At 70.8% G+C, this 15116-nt stretch carries 12 protein-coding genes and 3 pseudogenes; 11 read left to right on the forward strand and 4 right to left on the reverse strand.

Features of this window, described 5'->3' with window-relative positions:
• Positions 1-83 precede the first annotated feature (83 nt).
• Complete coding sequence (locus PH189_RS29650) at positions 84-482, forward strand: acyl-CoA dehydrogenase family protein (RefSeq protein ID WP_274192465.1); 399 nt, start codon at positions 84-86, stop codon at positions 480-482.
• Between the two features lie 198 nt (positions 483-680).
• Here PH189_RS29650 and PH189_RS29655 read toward each other — a convergent pair whose 3' ends face one another.
• From PH189_RS29655 to fdxA, 3 genes and pseudogenes are all read right to left on the reverse strand, one after another.
• Entirely contained in the window at positions 681-1139 is a 459-nt protein-coding gene (locus PH189_RS29655) for a helix-turn-helix domain-containing protein (protein ID WP_274192466.1), read from the reverse strand.
• Positions 1140-1202: 63 nt separating this feature from the next.
• A pseudogene (locus tag PH189_RS30600) lies at positions 1203-1382 on the reverse strand (helix-turn-helix domain-containing protein); the annotation flags it as partial.
• A gap of 7 nt (positions 1383-1389) precedes the next feature.
• A complete protein-coding gene (gene fdxA, locus PH189_RS29660; protein ID WP_274192467.1) occupies positions 1390-1731 on the reverse strand; it encodes a ferredoxin in 342 nt (113 codons plus the stop codon).
• Between the two features lie 92 nt (positions 1732-1823).
• Between fdxA and PH189_RS29665 the strand changes: the two genes are divergently transcribed.
• The 6 genes from PH189_RS29665 (at position 1824) to PH189_RS29690 (ending at position 10536) form a co-directional block, all read left to right on the forward strand.
• Positions 1824-2237 (forward strand): pyridoxamine 5'-phosphate oxidase family protein, encoded by a 414-nt coding sequence (locus PH189_RS29665; RefSeq protein WP_274192468.1) that lies wholly within the window; start codon positions 1824-1826, stop codon positions 2235-2237.
• Positions 2238-2390: 153 nt separating this feature from the next.
• Positions 2391-6107, forward strand: a complete 3717-nt coding sequence (locus PH189_RS29670; protein ID WP_274192475.1) for a nitrate reductase subunit alpha — start codon at positions 2391-2393, stop codon at positions 6105-6107.
• Between the two features lies 1 nt (position 6108).
• Entirely contained in the window at positions 6109-7857 is a 1749-nt protein-coding gene (gene narH / locus PH189_RS29675) for a nitrate reductase subunit beta (RefSeq protein WP_274192469.1), read from the forward strand.
• A complete protein-coding gene (gene narJ / locus PH189_RS29680) occupies positions 7854-8582 on the forward strand; it encodes a nitrate reductase molybdenum cofactor assembly chaperone (protein ID WP_274192470.1) in 729 nt (242 codons plus the stop codon). Before narH ends, narJ begins: the two co-directional genes overlap by 4 nt.
• 5 nt (positions 8583-8587) lie before the next feature.
• Positions 8588-9319: a respiratory nitrate reductase subunit gamma gene (narI, locus tag PH189_RS29685; RefSeq protein WP_274192476.1), complete on the forward strand. Its 732-nt coding sequence runs from the start codon at positions 8588-8590 to the stop codon at positions 9317-9319.
• Positions 9316-10536 (forward strand): MFS transporter, encoded by a 1221-nt coding sequence (locus tag PH189_RS29690; RefSeq protein ID WP_274192471.1) that lies wholly within the window; start codon positions 9316-9318, stop codon positions 10534-10536. The genes narI and PH189_RS29690 overlap by 4 nt, the downstream gene beginning before the upstream one ends.
• Positions 10537-10908: 372 nt before the next feature.
• On the opposite strand, the gene PH189_RS29695 is transcribed toward PH189_RS29690, so the two are convergent.
• Positions 10909-11061: a hypothetical protein gene (locus PH189_RS29695; RefSeq protein ID WP_274192472.1), complete on the reverse strand. Its 153-nt coding sequence runs from the start codon at positions 11059-11061 to the stop codon at positions 10909-10911.
• A gap of 437 nt (positions 11062-11498) precedes the next feature.
• On the opposite strand from PH189_RS29695, the gene ctaD reads away from it, so the two are divergent.
• The 4 genes and pseudogenes from ctaD to PH189_RS29710 all read left to right on the forward strand — a co-directional run.
• On the forward strand, positions 11499-13262 hold the full coding sequence (gene ctaD / locus PH189_RS29700; RefSeq protein ID WP_274192473.1) for an aa3-type cytochrome oxidase subunit I: 1764 nt from the start codon (positions 11499-11501) through the stop codon (positions 13260-13262).
• Between the two features lie 1031 nt (positions 13263-14293).
• Positions 14294-14605, forward strand: coding sequence for a transposase (locus PH189_RS29705; protein ID WP_274192474.1), 312 nt, complete (start codon positions 14294-14296; stop codon positions 14603-14605).
• A gap of 86 nt (positions 14606-14691) precedes the next feature.
• A pseudogene (locus tag PH189_RS30605) lies at positions 14692-14859 on the forward strand (IS3 family transposase); the annotation flags it as partial.
• Positions 14860-14893: 34 nt separating this feature from the next.
• Positions 14894-15116, forward strand: a pseudogene (locus PH189_RS29710) (hypothetical protein); the annotation flags it as partial.

A 15116-nucleotide genomic window follows, 5' to 3' on the forward strand; every position in this document is an offset into this window, starting at 1 on the left:
AGGGACGCCGCGGAGCGCAGGACGAGGGGGCGCGCGATGGACATCGATCGCGGGTCCTCGAGGGACTCGACGCGCGGGTCGCCGTGGTCCACTCCGCGCCCGCTTCGCGGGTGGCCTCGTCGGCGCGCCGACGGTGTGGGCGATCCCGGGGCATCGGCGACTTCCAGCTCGTGCAAGCCATGCTCGCCGACCTCCAGACCGGTGTGTTCGCCGGCCGCGCGATGGTCCGTGAGACCGCCCGCGCCTACGTCTCGGGCGAGGACCGACGGATCGCCCCGTCCGCCACCAAGCTCTTCTGCACCGAGATGGTCGGCACCGTCGCCGGCCTCGCCGTCCAGGTCCACGGTGGCGCCGGCCACATGCGTGAGATCCCCGTCGAGCGCATCTACCGCGACGTGCGCCTGCTGCGGCTCTACGAGGGCACCAGCGAGATCCAACGCCTCATTATCGGCGGCGGCCTCGTCCGCGCCGCGTCCGCGTGACCCAGCCACCGAACGGAGCCCCTCCGATGCCTGGACCACCGCATCGCGATCGTCACCGGCGCCGCCCGCGGCCTCCGCGTCCCGAATGCGCCGCAGAAGCTGACTCGCATCGCCTCCGAGACTCCGCTCGCGCTGCGATGAACCCGTGATCCCCGGCCTGCTGTGGTCGATCACACCGCGCTGAGGCGTGCCGCGGCATCATGCGTTCGCGGTAGTGCTCGTCGTGGGCGACACCTGCGCGACGCAGAGCTCCGGTTCCACGAAGGGGAGCAGCTCGGTCGTCACGGGGGGTGCACCGATCCGGGAGAGGATGCCGCGCAGGAGTCCCCGGTGTATCCCGCACACGACGTCGGGATGTTCGCGAGCGACGGCACGGAAGGGGCAGGCGCGCAACCTGATGTGCCGCCGGGCCCCCACGCTGACGGGTTCGGGATCGAACCCCATGTCGGCGAAGACGCCGGTCAGGTGCTCGACCGCCGCGTCGATGCCGGTGCCCGTCCCGTTCGGACGCGGGCGGGAGAGCTGCGCGGCCCACGAGGCTCCGGCCTCCTCGGCGCGCGCGGTGCGCCCGGCCTCGGTCTCGTCGAGGTGCGCGGCGAGCACGCGGGCGATCTGCTCGTAGGGCGAAGGGGCACCCTCCCCCGTGGTGATGGGCATGGCGGTGTAAACGGTGCGCGGACGTCCGGTGCTGCCTCGGGGATCGGAACGACTGCTCACCAGACCGGCCTGTTCGAGGATCCGGAGGTGGAACCGCACCGTGGACACGTGGAGGGAAATGGCGGCCGCGAGCTGCTGAGCGTCTCGTGGCGATCCAGCATCGCGCAACAGGGCGAGCACGTGGCGACGCACGGGTGAGGCCTGCGCTGTGTACGGATCGACGGCGGGAGGTCGAACGCTCACTCATCAATCATCCCCGCGATGGGTGACCGGCAACCAACGGAGTGTCCGCGCCCACGGCACCGAGCTTGGCCGCGCCGCCCGGGGAGCCCAGCGCCGTCACCGCACCCAGCAGTCGATCGGTGAAGAACCGGACGTTGTCATCGGTGAACGCCGCCCACTCCTCGGGCACATCGTCCTCGTAGTAGATCGCCTCCACCGGGCAGACCGGCTCGCACGCCCCGCAGTCGACGCACTCGTCGGGATGGATGTAGAGCGCTCGCGCGCCCTCGTAGATGCAGTCGGCCGGGCACTCCTCCAGGCAGGAGCGATCCAGGACGTCGATGCACGGCTCGGCGATCACGTAGGTCACGGCCACTCCCTCCGTCGGCCCTACTTTTGAGGACAAATATCCCTCATACTCATCGACGACGGAATGGCGAGAGCACCACGGGGGAATCAGTGATGGGCGAGCACCCGCAGCTCGTGGAGCTGGACCGGACGGAGTGCCTCCGCCTGCTCGGGCGGCTCCAGGTCGGCCGGATGGTCTTCACAGACCAGACGATGCCGGTGGTGCACCCGGTCAACTTCAGCCTGGACGGGGACGACGTGATCATGCGCACCAGCGGAGGCGGGAAGCTCGCGGCCGCCGTCTCGCGGGGCACGGTCGCCTTCGAGGCGGACGAGCTCGACCCGGACACGTGCACCGGCTGGAGTGTCGTCGTGGTCGGGCATGCCGAGATCGTCAACGACATCGACGAGCTGGTCGCGCTGGCCGAGCCCGCGGACCGGCCGTGGGCGCCGGGACGCACCGCCCACGTGATCCGCATCCGGGCGGAGCGGATGACCGGTCGCCGCCTCGCACCGACGACGACCTAGTTCCGCGAATAATCATGCTCCATACTGCTGGGGCTCCGATGACCTCGGATCAGTGAGGCCGGCGTGCAGGAGGACGGCGTGGGTCGCAGTCGCACGAGCAACGGCATCAACACTGGACAACACCAGCGCGTCGCCGCGGACGGCGACGCCGGGATGGACGGCCCGGCCACCGACGCGGTGCTGCGGATGGGTCGGTTCTTCCGGTCGGGTGAGGTGTCGTCGGACGCCCGCGCGCTGTACCAGATCGGGGGCCGCGAGGCGGACACCTTCTATCGGGACCGCTGGGCGCACGACAAGGTAGTGCGCTCGACCCACGGCGTGAACTGCACAGGGTCGTGCTCCTGGAAGGTGTACGTCAAGGACGGGATCATCACCTGGGAGTCCCAGCAGACCGACTACCCCTCGGTCGGGCCGGACCGCCCACAGTACGAGCCGCGCGGCTGCCCACGCGGGGCGGCGTTCTCCTGGTACACCTACTCGCCCACCCGAGTCCGCTACCCCTACGTGCGTGGGGTGCTGCTGGAGATGTACCGGGAGGCGCGCCATCGGCTCGGCGACCCGGTGGACGCCTGGGCGGAGATCACGGGCGACCCCGAGCGGCGCCGGCGCTACACGTCGGCCCGCGGCAAGGGCGGACTCGTGCGGGCCGGCTGGGACGAGGCGGTCGAGTTGGTGGCCGCCGCCCACGTGCACACCATCAAGGCCTACGGGCCGGACCGGATCGCCGGCTTCTCGCCGATCCCGGCGATGAGCATGGTCAGCCACGCCGTCGGCGCGCGGTTCTTCTCGCTGCTCGGTGCCCCCATGCTCTCGTTCTACGACTGGTACGCCGATCTCCCGGTGGCTTCCCCGCAGGTCTTCGGCGACCAGACCGACGTGCCCGAGTCCGCGGACTGGTGGGACGCCGCGTACCTGATCATGTGGGGTTCGAACCTCCCGGTCACCCGCACCCCGGACGCCCACTACATGACGGAGGCGCGCTACCGCGGCCAGAAGGTGATCGCGGTTTCCCCCGACTACGCCGACAACGTCAAGTTCGCCGACGAGTGGCTCCCCGCCCAGCCCGGCACCGACGGGGCGCTGGCGATGGCCATGGGCCACGTCGTGCTCCAGGAGTTCTTCGTCGACCGGACCACGCCCCGGTTCACCGACTACGCCCAGCGATTCACCGACCTGCCGTTCCTGGTCACCCTGCGCGAGCACGCCGGGAACGAGAGTGCGCGGACATTTGTCCCGGACCGCTTCCTCACCGCGGATGCGCTCGGCGAGGGGCACGAGGCCGGCGTCGAGGGGGCGGCGTTCAAGACCGTGCTGCTCGACGCCGCCACCGGAGCCCCGGCGGTGCCCAACGGCTCGTTGGGATTCCGGTTTACCGACTCCGGCGCCGGCCGGTGGAACCTCGAGCTCGGCGACGTCGATCCGCTGCTCACGCTGTACGACGGCGGGGTCGGCGAGACCGCCGAGCTGCTGCTGCCGCGCTTCGACCCGCAGCCCGGCACCGGTGGGGCCGCCGGGGTGCTGCGGCGCGGGGTGCCGGTGCGCCGGCTCGCCGGGCGGCTGGTGACCACGGTGTTCGACCTGCTGTGCGCGCAGTACGGCGTGGAACGGGCAGGGCTGCCCGGGGCGTGGCCGACCGGCTACGACGACGCGACCCAGCCCTACACCCCGGCGTGGCAGGAGGAGATCACCTCGGTGCCCGCCTCGGCCGCTGCCCGCATCGCCCGCGAGTTCGCCGCCAGCGCCGAGGCCTCCGGCGGCCGATCGATGATCGTGATGGGCGCAGGAACGAACCACTGGTTCCACTCCGACACCGTCTACCGCGCGTTCCTGACCCTGACCACGCTGACCGGCTGCCAGGGCGTCAACGGCGGGGGCTGGGCGCACTACGTGGGACAGGAGAAGGTCCGCCCGGTCACCGGGCACGCCCAGCTGGCCAACGCGCTGGACTGGTCGCGGCCGGTCCGGCAGATGATCGGCACCGGGTTCTTCTACCTGCACACCGACCAGTGGCGCTACGACGGCTTCGGTGCCGACGTCCTGTCCTCCCCGCTGGGCTCCGGGCGGTTCGCCGGCAAGGCCACCGCCGACGTGCTGGCCCAGTCCTCGCGGATGGGGTGGATGCCCTCGCACCCGACCTTCGACCGCAACCCGCTGGACCTGGCCGACGAGGCCGAGGCGAGCGGCGACGCCGCGGCGCACGTGGTCGCCGAGCTGCAGGCCGGGCGCCTGGGGTTTGCCGGGGAGGACCCGGACGCACCGGCGAACTGGCCACGGGTGATGACGGTCTGGCGGTCCAACTTGCTGGGCTCGTCGGCCAAGGGCAGCGAGTACTTCCTCAAGCACCTGCTCGGCGCCGACGAGGCGGTGCGCGCCGAGCAGACCCCGCCCGCGCACCGGCCGGCCGAGGTGCGCTGGCGCGAGGAGGCCGACGGCGGCGCGCCCCGGGGCAAGCTCGACCTGCTGCTGAGCCTGGACTTCCGGATGACCAGCACCACCGTGTTCTCCGACGTGGTGTTGCCCGCGGCGACCTGGTATGAGAAGCACGACCTGTCCTCGACCGACATGCACCCGTTCGTGCACGCGTTCAGCCCCGCGATCTCCCCACCCTGGCAGACCCGCACGGACTTCGACGCCTTCCACGCCATCGCCGGCGCCTTCAGCCGGCTGGCCACGCGGCACCTCGGGGTCCGTCGCGACCTGGTCGCGTCGCCGCTGCTGCACGACACCCCGGACGAGACCGCCACCCCCGGCGGCGTGGTCCGCGACTGGGCCGCCGGCGAGGTGGCACCGGTCCCCGGGGTGACCATGCCGAAGCTGACCGTCGTCGAGCGCGACTACCCCCATGTTGGGGCGAAGCTGGCCTCACTGGGACCGCTGCTGGAGCGCCTCGGGGCGACCACCAAGGGCGTCACGTTCGACGTGTCCCGCTCGGTGGAGTACCTCAAGGCCAGGAACGGGGTCGTCCGCGCCCCGGGCAGCCCGGCCGACGGGCGCCCGCTGCTGACCCGCGACACCCACGCCTGCGAGGCGATCCTGGCGCTGTCCGGCACCACCAACGGACACCTGGCGGTGCAGGGATTCCAGACGCTCGAGCGGCGGACGGGGACCCGGCTGGCGGACCTGGCCGCCGAGCACGAGGGCACCCAGGTCACCTTCGCCGACACCCAGGCCCGACCGGTGCCGGTGATCACCTCTCCGGAGTGGTCGGGCTCGGAGACCGGCGGGCGGCGCTACTCCCCGTTCACCCAGAACGTCGAGCGGGGCCGACCCTGGCACACCCTGACCGGGCGCCAGCACTTCTTCCTCGACCACGACTGGATGACCGAGCTCGGCGAGCAGCTGCCGATTTACCGGCCGCCATTGAACATGACCCAGCTGTTCGACGAGCCCCGGATCGGCGAGCAGACCGAGCTCGGGATCACGGTGCGGTACCTGACCCCGCACAACAAGTGGTCCATCCACTCGGAGTACCAGGACAACCTGTTCATGCTCTCGCTCTCCCGCGGCGGGCCCACGGTGTGGATGAGCGCGGGGGACGCAGCGCGGGTGGGGATCGGCGACAACGACTGGATCGAAGCGGTCAACCGCAACGGGGTGGTGGTGGCGCGCGCGGTCGTGTCGCACCGGATGCCCGAGGGCACCGTCTACATGTACCACGCCCAGGACAGGCTGATCGACGTCCCGCTCGCCGAGACGACCGGGCGCCGCGGCGGCATCCACAACTCGCTGACCCGGCTGCTGATCAAGCCCACGCATCTGATCGGCGGCTACGCCCAGCTCTCGTTCGCGTTCAACTACCTCGGACCCACCGGCAACCAGCGCGACGAGGTCACGGTGATCCGCCGCCGCGGCCAGGACGTGGAGTACTGAGATGCGCGTGATGGCCCAGATGGGCATGGTCATGAACCTGGACAAGTGCATCGGCTGCCACACGTGCTCGGTGACCTGCAAGCAGGCGTGGACCAACCGCAGCGGCGTCGAGTACGTCTGGTTCAACAACGTCGAGACCCGACCCGGGCAGGGGTACCCGCGCACCTACCAGGACCAGGAGCGCTGGCTCGGCGGGTGGACGCTCAACCGGCGGGGACGGCTCAGCCTCAAGGCCGGGGGCCGGCTCAAGAAGCTGTTCTCGATCTTCGCGAATCCCAAGCTGCCCGCGATCGAGGACTACTACGAGCCCTGGACCTACGACTACGACAACCTCGTCCAGGCCCCGCTCGGTGACCATGTCCCGGTCGCCCGGCCGAAGTCGCTGATCTCCGGCGAGGACATGCAGGTGCGCTGGAGCGCCAACTGGGACGACGACCTCGGTGGCGGGCCCGACCTCACACGCTCGGACCCGACGCTGAAGGCGATGACTGAGAAGGCGAACACGCAGGTCCGTCTCGAGTTCGAGAAGACCTTCATGTTCTACCTGCCGCGGATCTGCGAGCACTGCCTCAACCCCTCGTGCGTCGCGTCGTGCCCGTCCGGCGCGATGTACAAGCGCGCCGAGGACGGGATCGTGCTGGTCGACCAGGACCGCTGCCGCGGCTGGCGGATGTGCGTGACCGGCTGCCCGTACAAGAAGGTCTACTTCAACCACCGCACCGGCAAGGCCGAGAAGTGCACGTTCTGCTTCCCGCGGGTCGAGGTCGGGCTGCCGACGGTCTGCTCGGAGACGTGTGTCGGTCGACTGCGCTACATCGGGGTGATGCTCTACGACGCCGACCGCGTCGCCGAGGCCGCCTCCACCACCGACGAGCACGACCTCTACGAGGCCCAGCGCCGCGTCTTCCTTGACCCGAACGACCCGGTGGTGGCGCGCGAGGCCGAGCGGGCGGGCATCCCCCGGGACTGGATCGAGGCCGCGCAGCGCTCCCCCCTCTGGGCGCTGATCAACACCTACCGCGTGGCGCTGCCGTTGCACCCGGAGTACCGCACCATGCCGATGGTCTGGTACATCCCACCGTTGTCGCCGGTCGTCGACGTGGTCCGCGACGCCGGGGTCGACGGCGAGGACGCCGGCAACCTCTTCGGCGCGATCGACGCGCTGCGCATCCCGATCGGCTACCTCGCCGAGCTGTTCACCGCCGGCGACCCGGCGCCGGTCACCACCGTGCTCCGGCGCCTCGCGGCGATGCGCTCCTACATGCGCGAGGTCAACCTCGGGCGACCCACCGACGAGTCGATCGCTGCCACGGTGGGCATGACCGGCGACGAGGTGCAGGACATGTTCCGGCTGCTGGCCCTCGCCCCCTACGACGAGCGCTACGTGATCCCCACCGCGCACACCGAGCTGGGCGACCCGACGGCGCTGGCCCACAAGCTGGAGGAGACCGCCACCGAGTGCTCCCTGGACTACGAGGGCGGGCCCGGGATGGTCGGCGGCGGTCCGTTCGGGGAGGGATCCGGCGGCGCCGCCCCCATCGCGGTGGAGAACTTCCACATGCTCAAGGACCGCCAGACCGCCGACACCGTGGCCGACCCGAGCGACCGCGTCCAGCGAGTGAACCTGCTCAACTGGGACGGCAAGGGCCGCCCCGAAGGACTGTTCCCCGCCCCGCCCGCCGAGCGCCCAACCGCGCCGCAGCTGATGGAGGGCACCGACCCCGACGGTGAAGTGGAGCCCCGACCGTGACCCCGCCGCCGAACGCGACCGCAGCCACTCCCCTGGTGACGCTCTCCGACCGGCAGCGCGCCGTGGTCTACCAGGCGGCGTCGGTGCTGCTGGGCTACCCCGACGACGGGCTGCTCGAGGCGCTGCCGGTGCTGCGTCGCGCGGTCGAGGCGCTGCCCCCCGGCGTGAGCGAGCCGCTGCAGCGCGTGTGCGACCACCTCGCCGCGGGAGCGCCGACGGCCCTGGCCGCGGACTACGTCGCCACCTTCGACCTCAGGCGACGGTGCTGTCCGTACCTGACCTACTACGTGTACGGCGACACCCGCAAACGCGGAATGGCGCTGCTGGCGTTCAAGCACGCCTATCGCGGGGCCGGGCTCGAGCTCGCTGACTCCGAGCTGCCCGACCACCTCGCGGTGCTGCTCGAGTTCGCTGCGGCCGACGACCCGCCCGGCGCCCACCTCGCGGCCGCCGACGCGTTGCTACGCGAGCACCGCACCGGCCTGGAGCTGCTGCGCCTGGCATTGGTCGACGCCGGGTCGGCCTACCACGACGCGGTCGACGCGGTGTGCCGCACGCTGCCGGCGCTACCGGCTCGCGACCGCGAGACCGTGCTCGCCCTGGCCCGCGAAGGCCCCCCGGCCGAGGACGTCGGTCTCGACCCCTACCGCGAGGCGTTCGCCCCGCCCGAGTACATGGGCGGCCGCCCGGCGGGCGCCCAGCACACCGGAGGTGCGGCGCGGTGAGCCCCTTGTCGACCGTCGACGTCCTGCTGTGGCTGGTATTCCCGTACGTCTGCCTCGTGATCCTCGTCGGCGGGCTGGTGTGGCGCTATCGCTACGACAAGTTCGGCTGGACCACCCGCTCCTCCCAGCTCTACGAACGCCGCCTCCTGCGCTGGGGCAGCCCCCTGTTCCACTTCGGCATCCTGGTCGTGCTGCTCGGGCACGTCATGGGCCTGCTCATCCCGGAGAGCTGGACCACCGCGCTCGGCATCTCCGACGACGCATACCACGTCGTTGCGGTGGCGCTCGGCACCGTGGCCGGGGTCTGCACGCTGGTCGGGATGGCGATCCTGATCTACCGGCGGCGCACCGTCGGACCCGTGTTCTCCGCCACCACCAAGATGGACAAGGTCATGTACCTCGTGCTGGGCACCGTCATCGTGCTGGGCCTGGCCAACACCGCCATCGCCAACATCCTCGGCAGCGATTACGACTACCGCACCGGGCTGTCGGTGTGGTTCCGAGGAATCTTCTACCTCCAGCCCGACCCGGCCCTGATGGCCGCGGCCCCGATCGGGTTCCAGCTGCACGCCGTCGCGGCCTTCGCCCTGTTCGCGCTGTGGCCCTTCACCCGGCTCGTGCACGCCTTCACCGCGCCCGTGGGCTACCTGACCCGCCCCTACATCGTCTACCGCAGCCGCGACGCCCACATGGGCAGCCGCGCCCCGCGTCGCGGATGGGAACGGACGGGATCGTGACCGAGCCCGCCAACGTCCGGACGGTCGGACCCCGGCCCGACGAATCGAGGGCGGCGGGGCGGTACCGCGCGCTGGTCCTGGCGACGCTGGGCATGGCGGTCAACTTCTGGGCCTGGTCGCTGCTCAACCCGCTCGGCCCCCAGTATCGGGAACTGCTCGGGCTCTCGCCGTTCGCCCTCTCGGTCGCGGTCGCCGTGCCGGTGCTCGTCGGATCGCTGGGCCGGATCCCCCTCGGCGCCGCCGCCGACCGTTTCGGCGGCCGGATCGTGTTCGCCGCGCTCAGCGCCGTCGCGGTCCTGCCGGTGCTGTTCCTGGCCGTGTTCGACAGCTACCCGGCCCTGCTCGTCGGCGGGCTGGTCCTCGGGCTCGCCGGTACGTCGTTCGCGGTCGGTGTCCCCTTCGTCAACGCCTGGTTCCCCCCGCACCAGCGCGGGTTCGCCCTCGGCGTGTACGGCATCGGCAACGCCGGCACCGCGTTGTCCAACTTCTTCACCCCCCGCATCTGGGCCGCGCAGGGCCCTGTCGCGCCGTTCCTGCTCGTCGCGCTCCTCCTGGCCTTGACCGCCGTCGCGTTCCTCGTGCTCGGCCGCAACGCCCCGACCTGGCGACCCGCCACCGAGCCGTTCTGGCCCCGGTTCCGCCAGGCTGTGCGGCTGCGCCTGAGCATCGACCTCGCCGCCCTCTACGCGATCACCTTCGGCGGGTTCGTCGCCTTCGGGGTCTACCTGCCGACCTACCTGCGGGACGTCTACGAGCTCGCCGTCACCGACGCTGCCGCCCGTGCCGCGGGGTTCGTCGTGCTCGCCACCCTGACCCGGCCCCTCGGCGGGTGGCTGGCCGATCGCCGCCCACCGCACCAGCTCATCGTCGGCGCCCTCGCCGTGGTCGCCGTCGGAGCCGTGGTCGCGGCGTTCGGTCCCCACATGGTCGTGGCCACCGTGGCGTTCCTCGCCATCGCCGCCGCCCTCGGGCTCGGCAACGGCGCCATCTTCGCCCTCGTCGGCCAGCGAGTCCCCGCGTCCCAGGTCGGGTCCGTCACCGGAGTCGTCGGCGCCGCCGGAGGCCTCGGCGGCTTCCTGCCCCCGATCGTCATGGGCCTCGTCTACCAGGTCTCCGGGGACTACGCGATCGGCCTGATGTTGCTCTCCGACGTCGCCCTCGCCGGCCTCGTGTACGCCGTCTGGCGCTTCGGGACCCGTTCCGGACCTGCGGTGTGACCCCATCGCCCCCTACCGCGCCCAGGATCCGCCAGGAAGGAGCCGGAATGAGTTGTCGCGACAGGTGCGTTCTCGCAGCGATGCCGATGGCTTCGCACCGCCGTCGCGCTCCCTCCCGAATAGGCGCCAGCCGTGGGGCTGCCCCATACGCCCGGTCGTGGATTCGTTCACACCGCCGGTCCCGCTTCCGGGGACGGCCCCCGAACCTGACTCCGTCGAGGTCCTGGGCGGTGCCCTCTGGCACGACGAGCACGGGGTGGCGACCCAGGCCGACCGCGGCGCGTGACACCGAGTGATGCCCCAGCAGCTGCACGTTCGGCCGACCTCACCGCCAGCACCGACCCTGCTGAGGGCGAGGAGGATGGGCACGCCCTAGGAGGCCCGTGGACAGAACTGTTCGAGCAGCTCTGTGGCGAGGGCAGCCGCCGCGGCGGTCGAGGCGGTCATGCCCGGCCGGGGCCGGTCGAGCACCTCGGCGGTCTCGTGGAGCCAGGCGACGATCGGGTGTGCCACCGCCGGGGACATCGCGAGGATCCACCGCGCGCTGCGCTGCCGGGCCTCAGCGACGTGCTCGGTCCGTCCCGCGGCATCCCCGGCGCCGATCTCGCTCGGGTTGCGAGGAGTGCGCGGATCGACCAGCGCCCCGACGGAATACGGTGGTGGAACCGTTCGAGCTCGTCGGTCGCGCGGCGGAGCAGGTCCGCGGTCGCCGCGGCGCCGGGGACCTCGAACTCGTCGCTCTCCATGCCGAATCCTTCTCCGGGAGGGTCGCTCGACGACATCGATGCCTCTGCGTATCGGGGTGGCCTCACATTTGGCGGTACCACCGGTGTCCCCCGCACACTGCGGCGAGAACCCGGGCAGGAACTGCCCGAGCTGGTTGTCCGGCCACTGAGCGCGGCCTACCGTCGAGATGCTGGTGCTCCTGCGAGCCCCTCCCTCGGACGACCACGGAGGCCGCCATGACGACCACACGCCCGGCCCACCCGAGTCCAGTCGTCACGTCGCCTTACCCGCCGCGCCGGTCGCCGCGCGGGTCGGCGTTCGCCCACATGCTGCAGACCACGGATCCCAAGGACATCGCGATCCTGTACCTGGTCACGTCGTTCGCGTTTTTCCTGATCGGCGGGCTCATGGCGCTGCTGATGCGCGCCGAGCTGGCCCAGCCGGGTCTGCAGTTCCTGTCGGTGGACCAGTACAACCAGCTGTTCACCATGCACGGCACGATCATGCTGCTGCTGTACGCGACGCCGATCCTGTTCGGCTTCGCCAACTACATCGTGCCGCTGCAGATCGGCGCGCCCGATGTGGCGTTCCCGCGGCTCAACGCCTTCTCGTACTGGCTGTTCCTCTTCGGCGGGATCATCGTCGTGTCCGGGTTCTTCACCCCGAACGGGGCCCCCGCGTTCGGCTGGTTCGCCTACACGCCCCTGTCCGACGTCGTGCACTCGCCGGGGCTCGGACCCAACCTGTGGATCGCCGGCCTCGCCGTTGCCGGTCTGGGCACCATCCTCGGTGGGGTCAACTTCGTGACGACGATCGTCTGTATGCGCGCCCCGGGCGTGACGATGTTCCGGATGCCGATCTTCACCTGGAACATCCTGGTGACGGTCATCCTCGTGCTGATGGTGTTCCCGATCCTCACCGCCGCCCTGTTCGGGCTGCTGGCCGACCGGCTGCTCGGCGCGCACATCTATGACCCGGCCAACGGCGGCGCCATCCTGTGGCAGCACCTGTTCTGGTTCTTCGGTCACCCCGAGGTCTACATCGTCGCGCTGCCGTTCTTCGGCATCGTCACCGAGGTTTTCCCGGTGTTCAGCCGCAAGCCGATCTTCGGCTACAAGACGCTGATCTACGCGACCATCGCGATCGGCGCGCTGTCGATCGCGGTGTGGGCGCACCACATGTACGCCACCGGCGCGGTGCTGCTGCCGTTCTTCGCGTTCTCCACGTACCTCATCGCCGTGCCCACCGGCATCAAGTTCTTCAACTGGATCGGCACCATGTGGCGCGGCCAGCTGACCTTCGAGACGCCGATGCTGTTCGCGGTCGGCTTCCTCGTGACGTTCCTCTTCGGCGGCCTCACCGGCGTCCTGCTGGCCAGCCCGCCGATCGACTTCCACGTCACCGACTCGTACTTCGTCGTGGCGCACTTCCACTACGTGCTCTTCGGCACGATCGTGTTCGCCACCTACGCCGGCATCTACTTCTGGTTCCCGAAGATGACCGGCCGGATGATGGACGAGCGCATCGGCAAGGTGCACTTCTGGCTGACGTTCATCGGCTTCCACATGACGTTCCTGGTGCAGCACTGGCTGGGCAACGAGGGCATGCCACGCCGCTACGCCGACTACGCGGCCACCGACGGGTTCACGACGCTCAACACGATCTCCACGATCGGGGCGTTCATCCTCGGGGCCTCGACGCTGCCGTTCCTGTGGAACGCGTTCCACAGCTACCGCTACGGGCGACCGGTGGAGGTCGACGACCCCTGGGGTCACGGCAACTCCCTGGAGTGGGCGACGTCCTGCCCGCCGCCGCGGCACAACTTCACCGAGCTGCCCCGCATCCGCTCCGAGCGCCCGGCGTTCGAGCTGCACTACCCGCACCTCACCGAGCGCATCCGGCTCGAGGCGCACATCGGTGGTCGCGAGAGCATCGGTGAGGCCGCGGCCGGGCAGACCGGCCAGGAGCACATCCCCGGCAACGACCCCCGCAACCGCTGATGACTACATGCGTGGCTCGAACTACCGCATGGCGCGGGTCTACTCTCCAGCGACCTGGCCACGTCCTGCGGGTCGAGGGTGCCGATCGGTGTGGTCATCGCTCTCGCCCCTTCTTGCCCGTCTTGCCACCGGTCTTCGGAGCAGTGCCCGCCCTCCGTGCCGACGAGGGGACTGAGGAGCAAGAACGACCGCGGCAGGCACGACGGCGACGCCACCTCCGCGGCCGCTGTGCCAGGACGTGGTCGACGTCCTCCGCGAGACGGCGGTACTCGTCGTCGAGCGCTTCCGGGGACGGCAGGCGGGACTCGACCCGGCGCAGGGCGCGCAGGGTGGGACCTTCGAATGGGCAGCTACCTCGAGTTCTACCCGGCCCAGCGCGACCGCAGCGTCGGCGAGCAGGCGCTCGCGCGATGAGCTCTCGACCGCAGCCGGCTCCGCGCGATGTGGGGCAGCGCCCGTGCTCCGGGCCGCTGCCGGGAACGCGCAGAGGAGGCAGTCGCCCGTCCAGACGGACCGCCCGCACCGCCCGCAGGTCGGTGGCGGCGGGAGTTCGAGTGCGGCGTTGCGGTCGAGCTCCGTTGTAATCCGCGCCACAAGGTCGGAGGAGGGCAGGGCGAGCAGTTCGCTGAGCAGGAGCTGCGCCGGGCTCGTCCGCTGCTCGAGCCGGTGTTCGGCGATGACGGCCACCGCCGGGCCGCGAACGAGGGGCTCCCGGGGTCGTTGGTGCTCTCCGGTGACGTGCACCCGACCCGCCTCCCGCGGTACCTCGCTGCGCGCCCTCAGTGTGAGTCCGCGCGGGACTCGGTCACAGCCCGCCGATCGGGCTCGACCCGGCGGGACGGGCCGACGGTCAGACTTGCCACCGCGCGACGGACGACGTCGCAACGTCGCGAGCACCTCGTTGGGCACCCGACTCCCTGCCCACCTGAGGTTGATGACCCGCACCTGCCAGGCCCGGGGAGGGGAGCTGAGGTTCCCCCGGTAGCTCGGAGACCGACGATCATGGCCGTAGGCCGTGAAGGGAGTCTCCGATGGCAGCGCCGAAGAAGTACCCCGACGAGCTGCGCGAGCGGGCGGTGCGGCTCTACCGCACGAGCAACCCGCGGCCCACGTTCCGCCAGCTCGGCGAGCAGCTCGGTGTCCACCACGAGGCGCTTCGCAACTGGGTGCGTCAGGCCGAGGCCGACAACGGCGAGCGCGACGACCGACCCACCACCGCCGAGGCCGAGGAGCTGCGCCGGCTGCGCAAAGAGGTCGCCGAGCTGCGGCGGGCCAACGACATCCTGAAGGCGGCGAGCGCTTTTTTCGCCCAGGAAATCGACCCAACAAGGAGGAAGTCATAGCGTTCGTCGAAGCCCGCCACGACAACTTCGGGATCGAGCCGATTCTGCGCCAGCTCGGCATTCCACCCTCGACGTACTACGGGTGGCTGGCCCAGGACCGCGACCCGTCGTCGCGCCGCCGTGACGACGCCGAGGTCCTCGCCGAGATCCGCGAGGTGCACGACCGGTCCGGGCAGACCTACGGCGCCCCGCGCGTGCACGCCACCCTGCGCCGCCGCGGCCGACACGTCTCGCGCAAGCGCGTCGAGCGACTCAGCCGACGCCACCCGCATCCCCTGCGGCGAAGGCGTGTTCTGGCTGGCCGCAGTGCGCGACGTGTTCGCCAACCGCATCGTCGGATCGAAGACCTCCGACCGGTGCGACACCGAGCTCGTCCTGGGTGCCCTCGAGTACGCGGTCTGGAGCCGCGATGTCCGCGATGGCCAACTGCGACACCATTCCGACCGCGGCTCGAACACTGGGCTCAACCGGTCGTCGCAACACCGTCTCGTTGGAGCGAGGCTAGCTGGTC

This window comes from Actinomycetospora chibensis (assembly GCF_028737215.1).
GTDB classification, from domain to species: domain Bacteria; phylum Actinomycetota; class Actinomycetes; order Mycobacteriales; family Pseudonocardiaceae; genus Actinomycetospora; species Actinomycetospora chibensis.

Coding starts and splice junctions, on each gene's coding strand:
- PH189_RS29655 (WP_274192466.1), bottom strand. CDS start 1,139: ATGCCCATCACCACGGGGGAGGGTGCCCCTTCGCCCTACGAGCAGATC.
- PH189_RS29665 (WP_274192468.1), top strand. CDS start 1,824: ATGGGCGAGCACCCGCAGCTCGTGGAGCTGGACCGGACGGAGTGCCTC.
- PH189_RS29670 (WP_274192475.1), top strand. CDS start 2,391: ATGGACGGCCCGGCCACCGACGCGGTGCTGCGGATGGGTCGGTTCTTC.
- narH (WP_274192469.1), top strand. CDS start 6,109: ATGCGCGTGATGGCCCAGATGGGCATGGTCATGAACCTGGACAAGTGC.
- PH189_RS29695 (WP_274192472.1), bottom strand. CDS start 11,061: ATGTCCCCGGCGGTGGCACACCCGATCGTCGCCTGGCTCCACGAGACC.
- ctaD (WP_274192473.1), top strand. CDS start 11,499: ATGACGACCACACGCCCGGCCCACCCGAGTCCAGTCGTCACGTCGCCT.
- PH189_RS29705 (WP_274192474.1), top strand. CDS start 14,294: ATGGCAGCGCCGAAGAAGTACCCCGACGAGCTGCGCGAGCGGGCGGTG.